At 66.2% G+C, this 15,336-nt stretch carries 13 protein-coding genes; 8 read left to right on the top strand and 5 right to left on the bottom strand.

The annotated features are described in order from the left end of the window. Nucleotides 1-73 precede the first annotated feature (73 nt). Genes mnmE through rpmH form a run of 5 tightly spaced genes read right to left on the bottom strand, consistent with a single transcriptional unit; the run spans nt 74 to nt 3,872 of the window. Nucleotides 74-1,390 carry a tRNA uridine-5-carboxymethylaminomethyl(34) synthesis GTPase MnmE gene (gene mnmE / locus C998_RS0100580; RefSeq protein ID WP_018868894.1) on the bottom strand — a complete coding sequence of 439 codons (1,317 nt, stop codon included), beginning with the start codon at nt 1,388-1,390 and terminating at the stop codon, nt 74-76. Nucleotides 1,391-1,396: 6 nt separating this feature from the next. Then, nucleotides 1,397-3,100, bottom strand: a complete 1,704-nt coding sequence (yidC, locus tag C998_RS0100575; RefSeq protein WP_018868893.1) for a membrane protein insertase YidC — start codon at nt 3,098-3,100, stop codon at nt 1,397-1,399. Between the two features lie 8 nt (nt 3,101-3,108). Beyond that, on the bottom strand, nt 3,109-3,366 hold the full coding sequence (gene yidD, locus C998_RS0100570; RefSeq protein WP_018868892.1) for a membrane protein insertion efficiency factor YidD: 258 nt from the start codon (nt 3,364-3,366) through the stop codon (nt 3,109-3,111). Further along, nucleotides 3,363-3,719 carry a ribonuclease P protein component gene (rnpA, locus tag C998_RS0100565; RefSeq protein ID WP_018868891.1) on the bottom strand — a complete coding sequence of 119 codons (357 nt, stop codon included), beginning with the start codon at nt 3,717-3,719 and terminating at the stop codon, nt 3,363-3,365. The genes yidD and rnpA overlap by 4 nt, the downstream gene beginning before the upstream one ends. Before the next feature lie 18 nt (nt 3,720-3,737). Further along, a complete protein-coding gene (rpmH, locus tag C998_RS0100560; protein ID WP_018868890.1) occupies nt 3,738-3,872 on the bottom strand; it encodes a 50S ribosomal protein L34 in 135 nt (44 codons plus the stop codon). A gap of 150 nt (nt 3,873-4,022) precedes the next feature. Between rpmH and dnaA the strand changes: the two genes are divergently transcribed. From dnaA to ubiD, 8 genes are all read left to right on the top strand, one after another. Next, nucleotides 4,023-5,393 (top strand): chromosomal replication initiator protein DnaA, encoded by a 1,371-nt coding sequence (gene dnaA / locus C998_RS0100555; RefSeq protein ID WP_018868889.1) that lies wholly within the window; start codon nt 4,023-4,025, stop codon nt 5,391-5,393. 260 nt (nt 5,394-5,653) lie between these two features. Then, on the top strand, nt 5,654-6,757 hold the full coding sequence (gene dnaN, locus C998_RS0100550) for a DNA polymerase III subunit beta (protein WP_018868888.1): 1,104 nt from the start codon (nt 5,654-5,656) through the stop codon (nt 6,755-6,757). 13 nt (nt 6,758-6,770) lie between these two features. Beyond that, nucleotides 6,771-7,850, top strand: a complete 1,080-nt coding sequence (locus C998_RS0100545; protein ID WP_018868887.1) for a DNA replication/repair protein RecF — start codon at nt 6,771-6,773, stop codon at nt 7,848-7,850. A gap of 113 nt (nt 7,851-7,963) precedes the next feature. Beyond that, a complete protein-coding gene (gene gyrB / locus C998_RS0100540; protein ID WP_018868886.1) occupies nt 7,964-10,396 on the top strand; it encodes a DNA topoisomerase (ATP-hydrolyzing) subunit B in 2,433 nt (810 codons plus the stop codon). A 16-nt stretch (nt 10,397-10,412) separates the two neighbouring features. After that, nucleotides 10,413-10,928 carry a hypothetical protein gene (locus tag C998_RS0100535; protein WP_018868885.1) on the top strand — a complete coding sequence of 172 codons (516 nt, stop codon included), beginning with the start codon at nt 10,413-10,415 and terminating at the stop codon, nt 10,926-10,928. 59 nt (nt 10,929-10,987) lie between these two features. Further along, the gene (locus C998_RS0100530) at nt 10,988-13,042 is read left to right on the top strand and encodes a M3 family metallopeptidase (RefSeq protein WP_018868884.1); all 2,055 of its coding nucleotides are present in this window, start codon (nt 10,988-10,990) and stop codon (nt 13,040-13,042) included. Continuing rightward, nucleotides 13,039-13,809 (top strand): exodeoxyribonuclease III, encoded by a 771-nt coding sequence (xth, locus tag C998_RS0100525; RefSeq protein ID WP_018868883.1) that lies wholly within the window; start codon nt 13,039-13,041, stop codon nt 13,807-13,809. Before C998_RS0100530 ends, xth begins: the two co-directional genes overlap by 4 nt. Nucleotides 13,810-13,850: 41 nt before the next feature. Beyond that, nucleotides 13,851-15,314, top strand: coding sequence for a 4-hydroxy-3-polyprenylbenzoate decarboxylase (ubiD, locus tag C998_RS0100520; protein WP_018868882.1), 1,464 nt, complete (start codon nt 13,851-13,853; stop codon nt 15,312-15,314). Nucleotides 15,315-15,336: the final 22 nt, after the last annotated feature.

Raw genomic sequence — 15,336 nt, 5'->3', positions numbered from 1 at the left:
TTCCTTCGCTCGGGATTCGGCAAGCCTGCGGCGGGATCACGGCGAATGCAAAAGTCGCAGGACGGCACTCGGATTATTTGCCGATACAGAATCCGGCGAAGATCTCGCCCAGCAGGGCCTCGTGGTCCTGGCGCCCGAGCAGGGCGTCCAGGGCCTGTTCGGCGCTGCGCAGTTCTTCCGCGGCGAGATCGCCGGGCAGTGCCGGGTCGATGCGTTCCAGGGCGCCGGCCGCCGCCGCCAGGCCGTCCAGGTGACGCGCACGCACGCTGAAGCCGCCATCCGTCTCGGGGGCCAGGCCAAGGCGCGCGGCAATCGCGTCGCGCAGCGCATCCAGTCCCTCGCCGGTGCGCGCGGAGATCGCGAGTGCGTCGGCGGAAACACAACCCTCCCGATCATCGGCAAGATCGGTCTTGTTCCACACGACCAGGCGGGGCAGATCGGCCGGCAGCTCCTGCGGTATCCGGGCGTCGGGATCGGTCAGGTCACGCAGCTCGAGGACCAGATCGGCCGTCCGTCCGGCCTCGCGGGCCCGTTCCATGCCGATCTGCTCCACCGGATCCTCGCTCCCGTGCAGGCCGGCGGTATCCACCACCTCGACCGGAATGCCGTGGATCGCGACCGGTGCCCGCAGCACGTCGCGCGTGGTCCCGGGCCGATCGGTGACAATCGCGACCTCATCCTCTGCAAGGCGGTTCATCAGACTGGACTTGCCGGCGTTGGGCGGCCCGAGCAGCGCCAGTCGCAGACCGCGGTCCAGGTAGCGGCCGGGCCGCAGGCGTTCGATCAGCTCGCGGATCTGCGCGGCGAGTTCGGCCGCCGCCGGCGCCAGCATCCCGGCCACATCCGACTCGAGATCGGTCTCGCCAAAGTCCAGTTCCGCCTCCATGTGGACCCGCAGGTCGCGGATGCGGCGCGAGACCGGCTGCAGCTCGGCGGCCAGGGCGCCGTCCAGACTGGAACGTGCGCGTCGCGCCGCGCGCTCGGTCTGGGCGTGGATGAGATCGGCGACGGCTTCCGCCTGGGCCAGGTCCATGCGGCCATTGAGGAACGCGCGTTCGGTGTATTCGCCGGGGCGCGCACGGCGCGCGCCCAGGGCCACGCAGGCGGCAACCAGCCGTTCCAGCAACACGGGGCTCCCGTGGCCCTGAAACTCCACCACGTCCTCGCCGGTGTAGGAACGCGGGCCCGGGAAGAACAGCACCAGACCGTCGTCGATCAGCGCGCCACCGGCGGGGTCCTGCAGCCGCACGTAATGGGCGTGCCGGGGCCGTGGATCAAGCCCGGCGATCCGCCGCGCCATTACCGCGGACTCGGGACCGGAAAGGCGCACCACCCCGATGCCGCCGGACCCCGGAGGGGTCGCGACCGCGACGATGGTGTCACCGTCCACGAAGGGTCACTCCTTCTGCTTGTCGGGGTCCGCGCCGGTCTCGATCTTGCGCGTGATGTACCACTGCTGCGCGATGGAGAACAGGTTGTTGGTGAACCAGTACAGCACCAGGCCCGCCGGGAAGAAGGCGAAGAACACGGTGAACACGAACGGCAGCGCCATGAAGACCTTCTGCTGCACCGGATCCATCGGCGGCGGGTTCAGCTTGTACTGCACGAACATGGACACGCCCATCAGGATCGGCAGGATGAAGAACGGATCGCGCGACGACAGGTCCTGGATCCACAGCCACCACGGGGCCTGGCGCAGTTCCACACTCTCCAGCAGCACCCAGTACAGGGCGATGAATACCGGGATCTGGACGAGTATCGGCAAACAGCCACCCAGCGGGTTGATCTTCTCCTTCTTGTACAGGTCCATCAGCGCCTGGTTCATGCGCTGCTTGTCGTCCTTGTAGCGTTCCTTCAGCTCCTGCAGCTTGGGCGCGACCTTGCGCATGCGCGCCATGGAGCGGTAGCTGGTCGCCGAGAGCTTGAAGAACGCCAGCTTGATCAGGATCGTCAGGATCACGATCGACCAGCCCCAGTTGCCCACCACTGCGTGGATCTTGTCCAGCAGCCAGAACAGCGGACTGGAGAGGAAGGTGAACACCCCGTAATCGACCGTCAGTTGCAGGCCGTCCGCGATCTCGGCCAGTTCGGCCTGGGTCTTGGGCCCCACCCACAGCCGGGTGTGGAAATCCCCGGTCTCACCGGGACCAACGCGCAGTGGCTCGGCCGAATGCAGGCCGATCAGGTATTCCTCGCCCACCTCGCCGGGCACGGAGCGGGCGTACAGGGCGTTGAGTTCCTCGGCGCCCGGGATCCAGGCCGACACGAAATAGTGCTCGATCATCGAGACCCAGCCACCCTCGATGCGATCCTCGACCGGATCGTCCGCCAGTGACTCGAAACGCTCGCGCTCGTAGCTGCCGTCGTACCAGGCCGCCCCGGTAAAGGTATACAGCCACCAGGATTCACGGTCGGGGGTCTCGCCATGACGCAGCTGGCGATACTGGCGCCCGATCCAGGGATCGGCACTGTGGTTGTGGACCTCGTATTCCACCTCGATCAGGTGGGTGCCGCGGTTGAAGACGTAGGTCTTCACGATCTCGATCTCGCCGTCTTCCGAGGTCCAGCGCATCGGCACGCGCAGCTGATCCTGGCCTTCGCCCAGCTCGAAACGATCCTGATCGACCTCGAAGTCGGCGTGATGCGAGGGCGCGCGTCCTTCGGGATCGACACCCTCAACGCGGTCGTGGGTCAGGCCGCTCTGTGCGACATAACCGCGAATGCGGTGATCCATCAGGCGCACCGGCACCAGGGGGTCGTCGCGCAGATCCTGCGGGAACTGCAGCAGATCGGCCCGCAGGATCGTGCCACCGCGGGTATCGATCAGCAGGTCATGCTTGTCGGTCACCACCTGGATCTGACGCCGCTCCGGGGCCGCGATGGGTTCCGGGGCATCGGTGGCCGGGTCGGCCTCGGGCTCGGCCGCCGCCTCCGGGGTATCCGGAACATCCTCCGGCCGCGCATCCGGATCCTCTTCCAGCTCGCGTTCGGCCGCGGTCTCGGTGGCCGGTCGGGTGCCGTAGTCATCGTTCCAGGCCATCCACATCAGGAACAGGATGAAGGCCAGGGTCAACCACAGCAGGGGACGGATGTTATCCATGGGCGCGATTACTTCCGGGAAGGAGATTGGGAGTCGGGATCCCGCGGCGGGACCGGATCATAGCCGCCCGGTGACCAGGGATGACAGCGCAGGATGCGGCGCAGGCCCAGCCAGAATCCGCGCAGCACGCCGTGGGTCTCCACGGCTTCCACCGTGTAGGCGGAACACGTCGGGAAATGGCGGCAATGCGGCGCCATGAACGGCGAGATGCCGTACTGGTAGGCCCGCACGGGCAACAGGGCGATCTTGCGCAGCAGACGGCTCATCGGATGCGGTCCAGCAAATGGTCGATCTCGCGCCGCAGGGCTTCGGCTTCCACGTCACCCGCCCCGCCGCGCGCAAGGATGATGATATCCACCGGCGGCAGGTCGGTACGTCGCTGGCGAAAGGCCTCGCGGGCGATTCGCTTGATCCGGTTGCGCCGTACCGCGCGTCGGACATGGCGCTTGCCGATCGCCAGGCCCAGCCGCGCGGGGCCGTCCTCGCTCCGCGGGCGGTAAAGCAGGGTCAGGTGGCGCCCGCGCACCCGCCGTGCGTCCTGAAAGACGTAGCGGTAGTCACCGCCGGTCAGCAGGCGCGCGGCGCGCGGAAAGCCGGCCGGCGAGGACTGCGCGGGCACTCGGGCCGAGGCCGGGCGTTACGGCGTCAGGCGCTTGCGGCCCTTGGCCCGGCGGGCATTGATGACCTTGCGACCGCCACGGGTGGCCATGCGGGCACGGAATCCGTGGGTTCGCGCGCGGACGAGACGGCTGGGCTGGAAGGTGCGCTTCATGATGATTCCGGAATGACTGGATGAAAGGCCGGTGAACCTACCCCGTGTAGCGCCACAAGTCAATCGTCCCCGGGGGATGCGGCTGGCGTGACCGGGCGCGGCGGGCGTAGACTGCACGCCTGTTTCGTATCCCTCATCGGAGAATATCGCGTGGCTTCCGACAGCCTTTGGAGGGCCTGCCTGGACCGCCTGCAGGACAAGGTCTCCGAACAGCAGCTCAATACCTGGCTGCGCCCCCTGCATGCGGATGAAAGTGGCGACACCCTGCGCCTTCTGGCCCCGAACCAGTTCGTGTTCGAGCATGTGCGCGACCATCTCCTCGGGACGATCGAAGAGGCGGTGGTGGAGATCGCCCCCGCCGGTTCCGGGGGTGACACGCCGGCCGTCCGTCTCGGGATCGGCGGCGAGGAACCGACGCCGGCAGCGGCAGGCGACGGGGCGGGCGCCAGCGGGACGCGGCCGGCCGAAGGGACCGGCACGCCGCCTCGCGCATCCGGACCGGTCAGCAACCTGAATCCGGCGTTCACCTTCGAGACCTTCGTCGAGGGTAAGTCCAACCAGCTGGCCAAGGCCGCCAGTCTGCAGGTCGCGGAAAATCCCGGGGTCGGCTACAACCCCCTGTTCATTTACGGCGGTGTCGGCCTGGGCAAGACCCATCTGATGCATGCGATCGGCAACAGTATCCTCGCACGCCAGCCCGAAGGCCGGATCATCTACCTGCATTCCGAGCGCTTCGTGGCCGACATGATCAAGGCGCTGCAGCACAACGCGATCGACGACTTCAAGCAGCACTACCGCAGTGCGGATGCGCTGCTGATCGACGACATCCAGTTCTTTGCCGGCAAGGAACGCTCGCAGGAAGAATTCTTCCACACCTTCAACGCGCTCCTGGAAGGCCAGCAGCAGATCATCCTGACCTCCGACCGTTACCCCAAGGAAGTCGAGGGGCTGGAGGAACGCCTGAAGTCGCGGTTCGGCTGGGGACTGACCATCGCGATCGAACCGCCGGAACTGGAGACCCGTGTCGCCATCCTGCAGCGCAAGGCGGAACAGGCAGGGATCGAACTGCCCAGCGAGGTGGCCTTCTTCATGGGCAAGCGGATCCGTTCGAACATCCGCGAACTGGAAGGTTCGCTGCGCCGGGTCCTGGCGAACGCCCACTTCACCGGCAAGCCGATTACGGTGGACTTCGCGAAGGAGGCGCTGCGCGACCTGCTGGCGGTGCAGAACAAGCTGATTACGCTGGAAAACATCCAGAAGACGGTGGCCGATTACTACCGCATAAAGGTTGCGGATCTGTTGTCGACGCGGCGCAGCCGCTCCATCGCGCGACCGCGTCAGGTCGCGATGGCTCTGGCCAAGGAACTGACCCAGCACAGCCTGCCGGAGATCGGTCAGGCCTTTGGCGGGCGCGATCACACCACGGTCATGCACGCCTGCCGCAAGATCGCGGAACTGCGCGAATCGGACGCGAGCCTGGACGAGGATTATTCCAATCTGCTGCGAACACTGAGCAGCTGACAGCCGGGTCGGTGAACCTGCTCTGCGGGCTGTGGACAAGACGGTGGACAACCTGTCCGGGTGACGGTGCATAAACCGTGGGCGAAAGAGCAGACGGAATCTGTCCACAGGTCACGCACAGTTGCCCCCAAGGGCTCACGGGACGGCGAAATAGTATCAAGTATTTGTTTTGAAAAAGGAAATAGTCTTTTTCCCACAGGCTGATGCGTCAGTTATTACTGCAAGTATTCATTTAGAAAGCTCTTACAACAGGACACGCCATGGAACTCTCATTCAACCGGGAAGCGATGACCGAGGCCCTGCAACGGATCGTGGGTGCGGCCGAGAAGCGGCTGACCATGCCGATCCTCGGGAATGTCCGCGTGCGGCCGGACGAGTCCGGGGGCATGCGGCTGGAAACCACGGACCTGGAACTGGCCTGGAGTGCCCATGCAGCCGGGGACATCCCGGCGGAATGCGACACCACGGTCTCGGTGCGCAAGCTGCTGGATGTGGTGAAGGCCGCACCCGTCGAGAGCGAGATCCGGGCGAGCCTGGATGCCGAACGCATGAGTGTCGGTTTTGGCGGTTCTCGGTTTTCGCTCGCCACCCTGCCCGGGGCGGATTTCCCCGACTGGGAAGCCGGCGGAATCCTGGCCGCGGTAGATGTCCCACAGAACCGCCTGCGGCGGTTGCTGGAGGCGACCATGTTCTCCATGGCGCAGCAGGATGTGCGTTACTACCTCCAGGGGCTGCTGCTCGTGGCCACCGGACACACCCTGCGCGCGGTCGCCACCGATGGCCATCGCCTCGCCCTGGCGGAGATCGAACTCGACCAGCCCGTGGAGAATCGCATCGAGCGGATCGTGCCGCGCAAGGCGGTGGCCGAGCTGAAGCGCAACCTCAACGACGACGATCAGGCGGTGCGTATCGGGTTCGCCGAGGACCAGATCGTGTTCGAGCTGGGAACGGCGGTGTTGCGTTCCAAGGTGATCGAGGGGCGCTTCCCGGATTACGAACGGGTCATCCCTGCGGATCTCCCGGCGACCCTGGTGGTTGAACGGGAAGTGCTCAAAAGGGCGCTGGCGCGGGTCTCCATCGTCGCGAGTGACAAGTACCGGGGCGTGCGGATGGTCCTGGGACCGGCGGGCTGCCAGGTGATGACCCATAACGCCGATCGCGAGGAAGCACAGGAGTCGGTGGAAGCATCCTACGACGGGCCGGAAATGGAGATCGGCTTCAACCTCGGGTACCTGCAGGACGTGCTCAACGTGATTGAAACGGATTCAGTGCGGATCGGCCTTCGGGACGGAAACTCCTCGATCCTGATCCAGGCGGAACCGCCCGGCGGCGCGCGCTACGTGGTCATGCCGATGCGTCTGTAGCTGCGGACCCGGAGTGCTGGAAGAACTGCGTATCCAGGGCGTACGCAACCTGGAGGCAACCCGGCTGCAGCTGGGTGGCGGATTCAACGTGTTCACCGGGGCCAACGGAGCCGGCAAGACATCGGTGCTGGAGGCCTGTCACCTGTTGTCGGTCGGTCGTTCGTTTCGTACGCAGCAACTGCGCCGGGTGGTGAGCGAGGGGGAACACTACCTCGGCGTGGGAGGCACGGTACGGGATCCGGTCAGCGGGACGCGCCACCGGCTCGGTGTGGAATGGCAGGGAAGCCGACGCTCGCGTCTGGACGGGGAATGGCTGCGGGGGCATGCGCGCGTGGCGGAATGGCTGCCGTCGCGGGTGCTGCACGCGGGCAGCTTCGACCTGGTGCGAGAAGGGCCGGAGGAGCGGCGACGGCTGCTGGACTGGGGATGTTTTCACGGAATTGCAGGGTATCGCGAGGCATGGCAGCGCTGGCGGCGGGCCCACGAACAGCGCAACGCGGCGTTGCGTCAGGGGCAGGGTCGCGCGGCGCGCGAATTCGAGGGGCCGCTGGTGGCGGCGGGTGAACGCGTGACCCGGGCGCGGGAGGACTATGTCGGAGAGTGGCGGGCACGGACGCTGGAAGCCGCGGGGAAGCTGGGATTCGAGAGTGACCTGGAAGGGCTGGATCTGCGGCTGCGGCCGGGATGGGAACAGCGACGTTCGCTGGAGGAGGCGGTCGAACGCAGTCGGAGCACGGATGTGGAACGGGGGTTTGCACAGGTCGGGCCGCAGAGGGCCGACCTGGTGCTCAAACTGGCCGGAAGGGACGCGACGGAGGGATCGCGCGGGGAACAGAAACGGCTGGTGACGGCACTGGTGGTGGGCCAGGGTCTGATGCTGGAGGCGCGTACGGGGCGCTCGCCGCTGCTGTTGCTGGACGACGTTCTGTCGGAACTGGATCGAGGGGTGACGGCCGGGCTGCTCGGCGGGCTGGATATGCTGGGCTGGCAGGTCCTGCTGACCGCAGTGGATCACGGCGCGGTCGGGGACCGGGTTCGGGAGCCCCGGATGTTTCACGTGGAACACGGGCGGGTGGCTGCTCCGCCCGAGTGATGTTCCACGTGGAACATTCCTCCTCCTCCTTTTCAGCCGCCGACGCGCCGACCGCCAGAATCGGCCGGCTTTGCGGTACAATGACGGGATTGTCACCTGCCGGAAGCGCATCCATGGCCGACCACGAAATCCCCGCCGATCCCGCCGCCTATGATTCCAGCCAGATCCGTGTCCTCAAGGGCCTGGACGCGGTGCGCAAGCGTCCAGGGATGTACATCGGCGATACCGATGACGGCACCGGTCTGCACCACATGGTGTTCGAGGTGGTGGACAACTCCATCGACGAGGCCCTGGCCGGACACTGTGACAGCATCGAGGTCGTGATCCACGAGGACAACGCCGTCAGCGTTGCCGACAACGGCCGCGGCATCCCCACGGATGTCCACGAGGAAGAAGGCAAGTCGGCGGCCGAAGTCATCCTTACCGTCCTCCACGCCGGCGGCAAGTTCGACAACAATTCCTACAAGGTCTCGGGTGGCCTCCACGGGGTCGGCGTGTCGGTGGTCAACGCCCTGTCGGAAGAACTTCGCCTGGAGATCCATCGCGACGGCCAGCGGCACGAACAGATCTACCACCTCGGCGTACCGGAGACCGATCTGACCGTGGCGGGGGCGACCGAACGGCACGGCACCCGCATCTGGTTCCGACCCAGCAGCGAGATCTTCTCCGACATCGAGTTCCATTACGAGATCCTCGCCAAACGCCTGCGCGAGCTTTCGTTCCTCAACTCGGGGGTGCGCATCACGCTCCGAGACCTGCGTGACAACCGCGAAGAGACCTTCGTGTTCGAAGGCGGTATCCGTGCCTTCGTCGAACACCTGAACCAGAAAAAGACCGCCCTGCATCCCACGGTCATCTACGCCGACCAGATGCGGGATGATTACGCAGTAGAGATCGCCCTGCAGTGGAATGATTCGTATCAGGAGAATATCTTCTGCTACACCAACAACATTCCGCAGCGCGACGGTGGCAGTCACATGGCCGGTTTTCGCGCCGCGCTCACCCGCACGATCAACCAGTATCTCGAGCGTGAGGGTCTGACCAAAAAGGCGAAGGTCGCCACGGCCGGCGATGACATGCGGGAGGGTCTGACCGCGGTCCTGTCGGTGAAGGTTCCCGACCCCAAATTCTCGTCGCAGACCAAGGACAAGCTGGTCTCCTCCGAGGTGAAGCCGATCGTCGATTCGGTGCTCTCCGATGCGCTGGGCGCCTTCCTGCTGGAAAATCCGCCCGAGGCCAAGGCGATCACCGACAAGGTGCTGGATGCCGCCCGCGCCCGCGAGGCCGCGCGCAAGGCACGTGAAGTCACCCGTCGCAAGGGTGCCCTGGACGTTGCCGGCCTGCCCGGCAAGCTCGCCGACTGCCAGGAAAAGGACCCGTCCCGCTCGGAACTCTACCTGGTGGAGGGGGACTCGGCCGGCGGATCGGCCAAGCAGGGCCGCGACCGCCATTTCCAGGCGATCCTTCCGCTCAAGGGCAAGATCCTCAACGTGGAGCGCGCGCGTTTCGACCGCATGCTCGGTTCCGCCGAGGTGGGTACGCTGATCACCGCCCTGGGCTGCGGCATCGGCAAGGACGAATACGACCCCGACAAGCTGCGCTATCACCGCATCATCATCATGACCGACGCGGATGTCGACGGCTCGCATATCCGCACCCTGCTGCTGACCTTCTTCTTCCGTCAGATGCCGGAGCTGATCGAGCGCGGCCACGTCTACATCGCCCAGCCGCCGCTGTACAAGATCAAGCGCGGCAAGCGCGAGCAGTACATCCGCGACGAACAGGAGATGCAGCAGATCATCCACTCCCTGGCCCTGGACGGGGCAGCGCTGCATCCCGCCGCCGAGGCCCCCGCGATCACCGGCGAGGCGTTCGAGGACCTGATCCGCGCCTACCAGGCGGCCGCCGCGGCGGTCGGGCGTCTGGGACGTCTGTATGATCCTCGCGTCCTGTGGGGCATGCTCGAAGCGCCACCCATGCCGCGCCCGCGTTCGGTGACCGAACCTGCGGTTCAGCAGTGGTTCCAGTCGATTCTCGACGGACTGTCGAGTGACAAGGCGGGTGCCACGCGCTACGAACTGGAGGCCGATCGCGACCCCGACGGTCATGACCGGCTCGCACTCCATCGTCTCGAGCACGGCGCGCGGCTGTCGCAGCACCTCACCGACGACACCCTGGCCTCGCGCGATTTCCAGGCCATCCTCGATCTCTCCGAACGCCTACAGAGCCTGCTGGACGAAGGGGCCTACATCCAGCGCGGCGAGCGACGCCACGAAATCGTCCGTTTCTCCGAAGCCATGGAATGGCTGCTGGCCGAAGGCCGGCGTGGGCTGTCCGTCCAGCGGTACAAGGGCCTCGGGGAAATGAACGCCGAGCAGCTGTGGGAGACGACCATGGACCCCGAATCCCGGCGCCTCCTGCAGGTCCGCGTGGAGGATGCGATTCGCGCGGACGAGATCTTCACCACCCTGATGGGCGACCAGGTCGAGCCGCGCCGCGACTTCATCGAGACCCGCGCGCTGAGCGCCGAAAACGTCGACATCTGAGCCGCGCGCGTCGCCCGTGCTCGCCCTGCTGCTGACCCTTGTCGGCACGATCGGCCTCGTCTGGCTGGGGCGGACGGCGGCCCGTCTCGCCCACTGTCACCGTCAGGTAACCCGTGCCTGGGAGCAGTTCGATGTCCTGGTGTGCCAGCGTAATGCGCTTTTACCGCAGGCTCTGACCGAACTCGCGGTCCCGCCGGCCCGGCGCGCCGGCCTGGACACCGTCCTGGCGGCACAGGAATCCGCCCGCCGCCACGGCGATCCTCCGCAACTTGCGACGGCCGAGCGAGACCTGCGGAAGAACTGGGACCTGCTCGTCGAGGAATTCGGCGAATCCAACCGCGATCACTCCGGCGTCCGGCGTATCGAGGCCCTGGATGCAGCGATCACGGATGCCATTCGCCGCTACAATGCGGCCCTTGGCGCCTATCGCTCGCTGTGCCGAACCCCTCCGGGCGTACTGGTCGCGCGCCTGACCGCCCGTGGTTCCTACGCCCCACTGGAGCCCTCCCACCAGCGCGAGCGTGCACATTGATCAGTGTTTCCCTGACAGTGGCATAATCCCGTTCCCAAACATCGACCCCGGGAGCCGTCGTGTCCAATCCGTTGCTGAACGTGGATTCCCTGCCCGCGTTCCGGTCCATCGAGCCGGATCATGTGATCCCGGCCATTGATCAGTTGCTCGCCGACAATCGCCGCGAGATCGATGAACTCGTCGCCCGCGCCGGTGATCGCCCCACCTGGGACAATCTGGTCGCTCCTCTCCAGGACCTGGAAAACCGCCTGGAGACCGCGTGGTCACCGGTCAGCCATCTGAATTCGGTGATGAATTCGCCGGCCCTGCGCGAGGCCTACAATGCCTGCCTGCCCAGGCTGTCGGATTACGGTTCCTGGCTGTCGCAGCACCAGGGCCTGTACCAGGCCTTCCGCGCGCTGGCCGATGGAGATGAATACCCGCGCCTTTCGCCGCAGCGGCGCAAGGTCATCGACGATGCCCTGCGTGACTTTCATCTGAGCGGTGTCGATCTGCCCGCGGAGGCGCGCGACCGTCTGCGAGCAATCGACGGGCGGCTCTCCGAGCTGACCGCCAGCTTCGAAGAGAATGTGCTGGACGCCACTCAGGCCTGGGCCCATCCGCTACACGAGGAGGGCGAACTCGCCGGCCTGTCCGATTCCGACCGCGCCCTGCTGGCCCGGAACGCCCGTGACCACGAACTGGACGCACCCTGGGCCGCCACCCTCGACTTCCCCAGCGTGCACGCCGTCCTCACTCACGCCGACGATCGCGCGCTGCGCGAACGCGTGTATCACGCCTTCGTCACCCGAGCCTCGGAGACCGGCCCGCACGACGTTGCCTACGACAACTCCGCCAACATGGTCGAAATCCTGCAGCTGCGCCAGGAAAAGGCCGAACTCACCGGTTTTCCCCGTTACGCCCATCGTTCGCTGGCGACCAAGATGGCCGAGACCCCGGAGCAGGTGGAGCAGTTTCTCGCCGATCTCGCCCGCCGCGCCCGTCCGCAGGCCGAACGCGACCGTGCCGAGCTGGAGCGCTTTGCCCGCGAGGAACTCGGCCTCGAGCAACTCGAGTCCTGGGATGTGGCCTGGGCCGCGGAGAAGATGCGCGAGCGCCGGCTCGGACTGTCGCAGGAGATGCTGAAACCGTATTTCCCCGCCACCCGGGCCGTGGACGGTCTGTTCCGTCTGGTCGAACGCCTGTTCGGGGTCCGCTTCGAGGCCGATCCGGAGATCGAGACCTGGCACGACGACGTGACCTTCTACCGCATCTTCGGCCCCGAGGGCGATGAGCGGGCCGGCTTCTACCTGGACCTCTACGCTCGCCGCAACAAGCGCGGAGGCGCCTGGATGGATGTCTGCCGCCAGCGCTATGCGCGGGCCGACGGGTTGCAACTGCCCGTGGCCTACATGACCTGCAATTCCACGCCGCCGGTGGATGACCAGCCCGCGCTGTTCACCCACGACGAGGTGATCACGCTTTTCCACGAATTCGGCCACGGTCTGCACCACATGCTGACCCGGGTCGACGAGCCCGAGATCGCCGGCATCAACGGGGTGGAATGGGATGCGGTCGAGCTGCCCAGCCAGTTCATGGAAAACTGGTGCTGGGAGCGAGAACCGCTGGACCTCTTCGCCCGGCATCACGAGACCGGCGAGCCGATGCCCGAGGACCTGTACGAACGCCTGCAGGGGACGCGTCATTTTCATGCTGCCCTGCAGCTGTTGCGCCAGGTGGAGTTCTCCCTGTTCGACATGCGCCTGCACGACCGTCCGGCCCCGACGGACCCCGCCGAGATCCAGGATCTGCTGGATGCGGTGCGCCAGGAGGTCGCGGTCTTCACTCCGCCGTCCTATAACCGTTTTCAGCACGGTTTCGCGCATATCTTCGCGGGGGGCTACGCCGCGGGTTACTACTCCTACAAGTGGGCCGAGGTGCTCTCGGCGGACGCCTTCGCCCGGTTCGAGGAGGAGGGCCTGTTCTCGCGCGAAGCCGGCGCCGATTACCTGCACGAGATCCTCGAGGCCGGGGCCTCCCGTCCTGCCGCGGATTCCTTCCGCGCGTTCCGCGGCCGCGACCCGCAGATCGATGCGCTGCTGCGCCACAGTGGACTGGAGGAGAAGGCCGCGTGAAGATCGCCAGCTGGAACGTCAATTCCCTGAAGGTGCGTCTGCCCCAGGTCCTGTCATGGCTGGGGACGTCGCACACCGACATCCTCGCCCTGCAGGAGACCAAACTGACCGACGAAGCCTTCCCCGTGGCCGCCATCCACGAGGCCGGCTATCAGGTGGTCCATTCCGGCCAGAAGACCTATAACGGCGTCGCCATCCTGTCGCGCACCGAGGCCACCGACGTGGTGACCGATCCGCCCGGGCTCGAGGACGCCCAGCGCCGCATCCTCGCCGCGACCATCGCCGGCGTGCGCGTGGTGAACCTGTACGTGGTCAATGGCGAGGCCGTGGATTCGGAAAAATACGCCTACAAGCTCGACTGGCTGTCGCGGGTCCGCAGCTGGCTGGAAGAAGAGGCCCGGCACCACGACCGGCTCGTGGTGCTCGGCGATTTCAATATCGCGCCGGACGACCGCGACGTCCACGACCCGGAGGCCTGGGAGGGCAAGGTCCTGTGTTCGGCACCCGAACGCGAAGCGTTGCAGTCCCTGCAGGCCCTGGGGCTGGAGGATACGTTCCGCGCGTTTGATCAGCCCGAAGGTGAATTCTCCTGGTTCGACTACCGTGCCGCGTCCTACCGCCGCAATCGCGGGTTGCGGATCGATCTGATCCTCGCGTCGGCGGAGCTCGGCAGGCGGCTGGCGGGGGCCGGTATCGATCGTGAGCCCCGCGCCTGGGAACGCCCCTCCGACCACGCGCCGGTGTGGGCGGAATTTAACGACGACTGACCCGCCGCCCGCGGTACCACCACCCATCACGGGGAGGACCCATGCAGTACAAGGATCTGCGCGATTTCATCGACGGCCTGGAACAGCGGGGAGAGCTCCGCCGCATCCAGCGCGAGGTCAGCCCCGACCTGGAGATGACCGAGATCAGCGACCGCGTGCTGCGTGCCGGCGGCCCCGCCCTGCTGTTCGAGAACCCGACCGGTTCCGACATCCCGGTGCTGGCCAATCTGTTCGGCACGCCGGAACGCGTGGCCCTGGGCATGGGCGAGGATTCGGTGGAGGCATTGCGCGAGGTCGGCCGCCTGCTCGCCTTTCTCAAGCAGCCCGATCCGCCCAAGGGTCTGAAGGCGGCCTGGGAGCAGCTCCCGGTGTTCCGCAAGGTCCTCGACATGGCGCCGAAGAAGGTGCGCAGTCCGGACTGCCAGCGACACGTGCTCGAGGGTGATGACGTCGACCTGAACCGACTGCCGGTGCAGACCTGCTGGCCGGGCGATGCCGGGCCCCTGATCACCTGGGGCCTGGTCGTGACCCGCGGCCCGGAGAAGACCCGACAGAACCTGGGCATCTATCGCCAGCAGGTGATCGGACGCAATCGCGTGATCATGCGCTGGCTGTCACACCGGGGTGGCGCTCTGGATTACCAGGAATGGTGCCGGGCTCACCCGGGCGAGCCGTTCCCGGTGGCCGTGACCCTGGGTGCGGATCCGGCGACGATCCTGGGGGCGGTCACCCCGGTACCGGATACCCTGTCGGAGTATGCCTTCGCCGGCCTGCTGCGCGGGCGCCGGACCGAACTGGCCACCTGCATCGGTTCCGACCTGCAGGTCCCGGCTTCCGCAGAATTCGTCCTCGAGGGCCATATCCATCCGGGCGATACCGCGCCGGAAGGCCCCTTCGGCGATCACACCGGATACTACAACGAGGTCGACGAATTCCCGGTCTTCACCATCGACCGGATTACCCACCGCGAACGGCCGATCTATCACTCGACCTACACCGGCCGCCCGCCCGACGAGCCGGCCATCCTCGGGGTCGCGCTCAACGAGGTCTTTGTCCCGATCCTGCAGAAGCAGTTTCCGGAGATCGTGGACTTCTACCTTCCCCCCGAAGGCTGTTCCTACCGCCTCGCGGTGGTCTCCATGCGCAAGCAGTACCCCGGCCACGCCAAGCGCGTGATGATGGGGGTCTGGAGTTTCCTGCGGCAGTTCATGTACACCAAGTTCGTCATCGTGGTCGACGAAGACGTGAACACCCGCGACTGGAAGGACGTGATCTGGGCGATCACCACCCGCATGGATCCGGTGCGCGATACCACGCTGGTCGAGAATACACCTATCGATTATCTGGATTTTGCCTCGCCGGTATCCGGTCTGGGATCCAAGATGGGGATGGATGCGACATCCAAATGGCCCGGCGAGACCGACCGCGAATGGGGCCGACCCATCAGCATGGATCCGGCCGTGAAGGAATGGGTGGACGCCATCTGGGACGAACTGGGGCTCTGAACCCGCGACCCGGTTACCGGAC

This window comes from Thioalkalivibrio sp. ALgr3, from assembly GCF_000377325.1.
GTDB lineage: Bacteria > Pseudomonadota > Gammaproteobacteria > Ectothiorhodospirales > Ectothiorhodospiraceae > Thioalkalivibrio.
The sequence above is the reverse complement of the archived record's forward strand: the minus strand, read 5'-3'. Positions and strand labels throughout refer to the sequence as shown.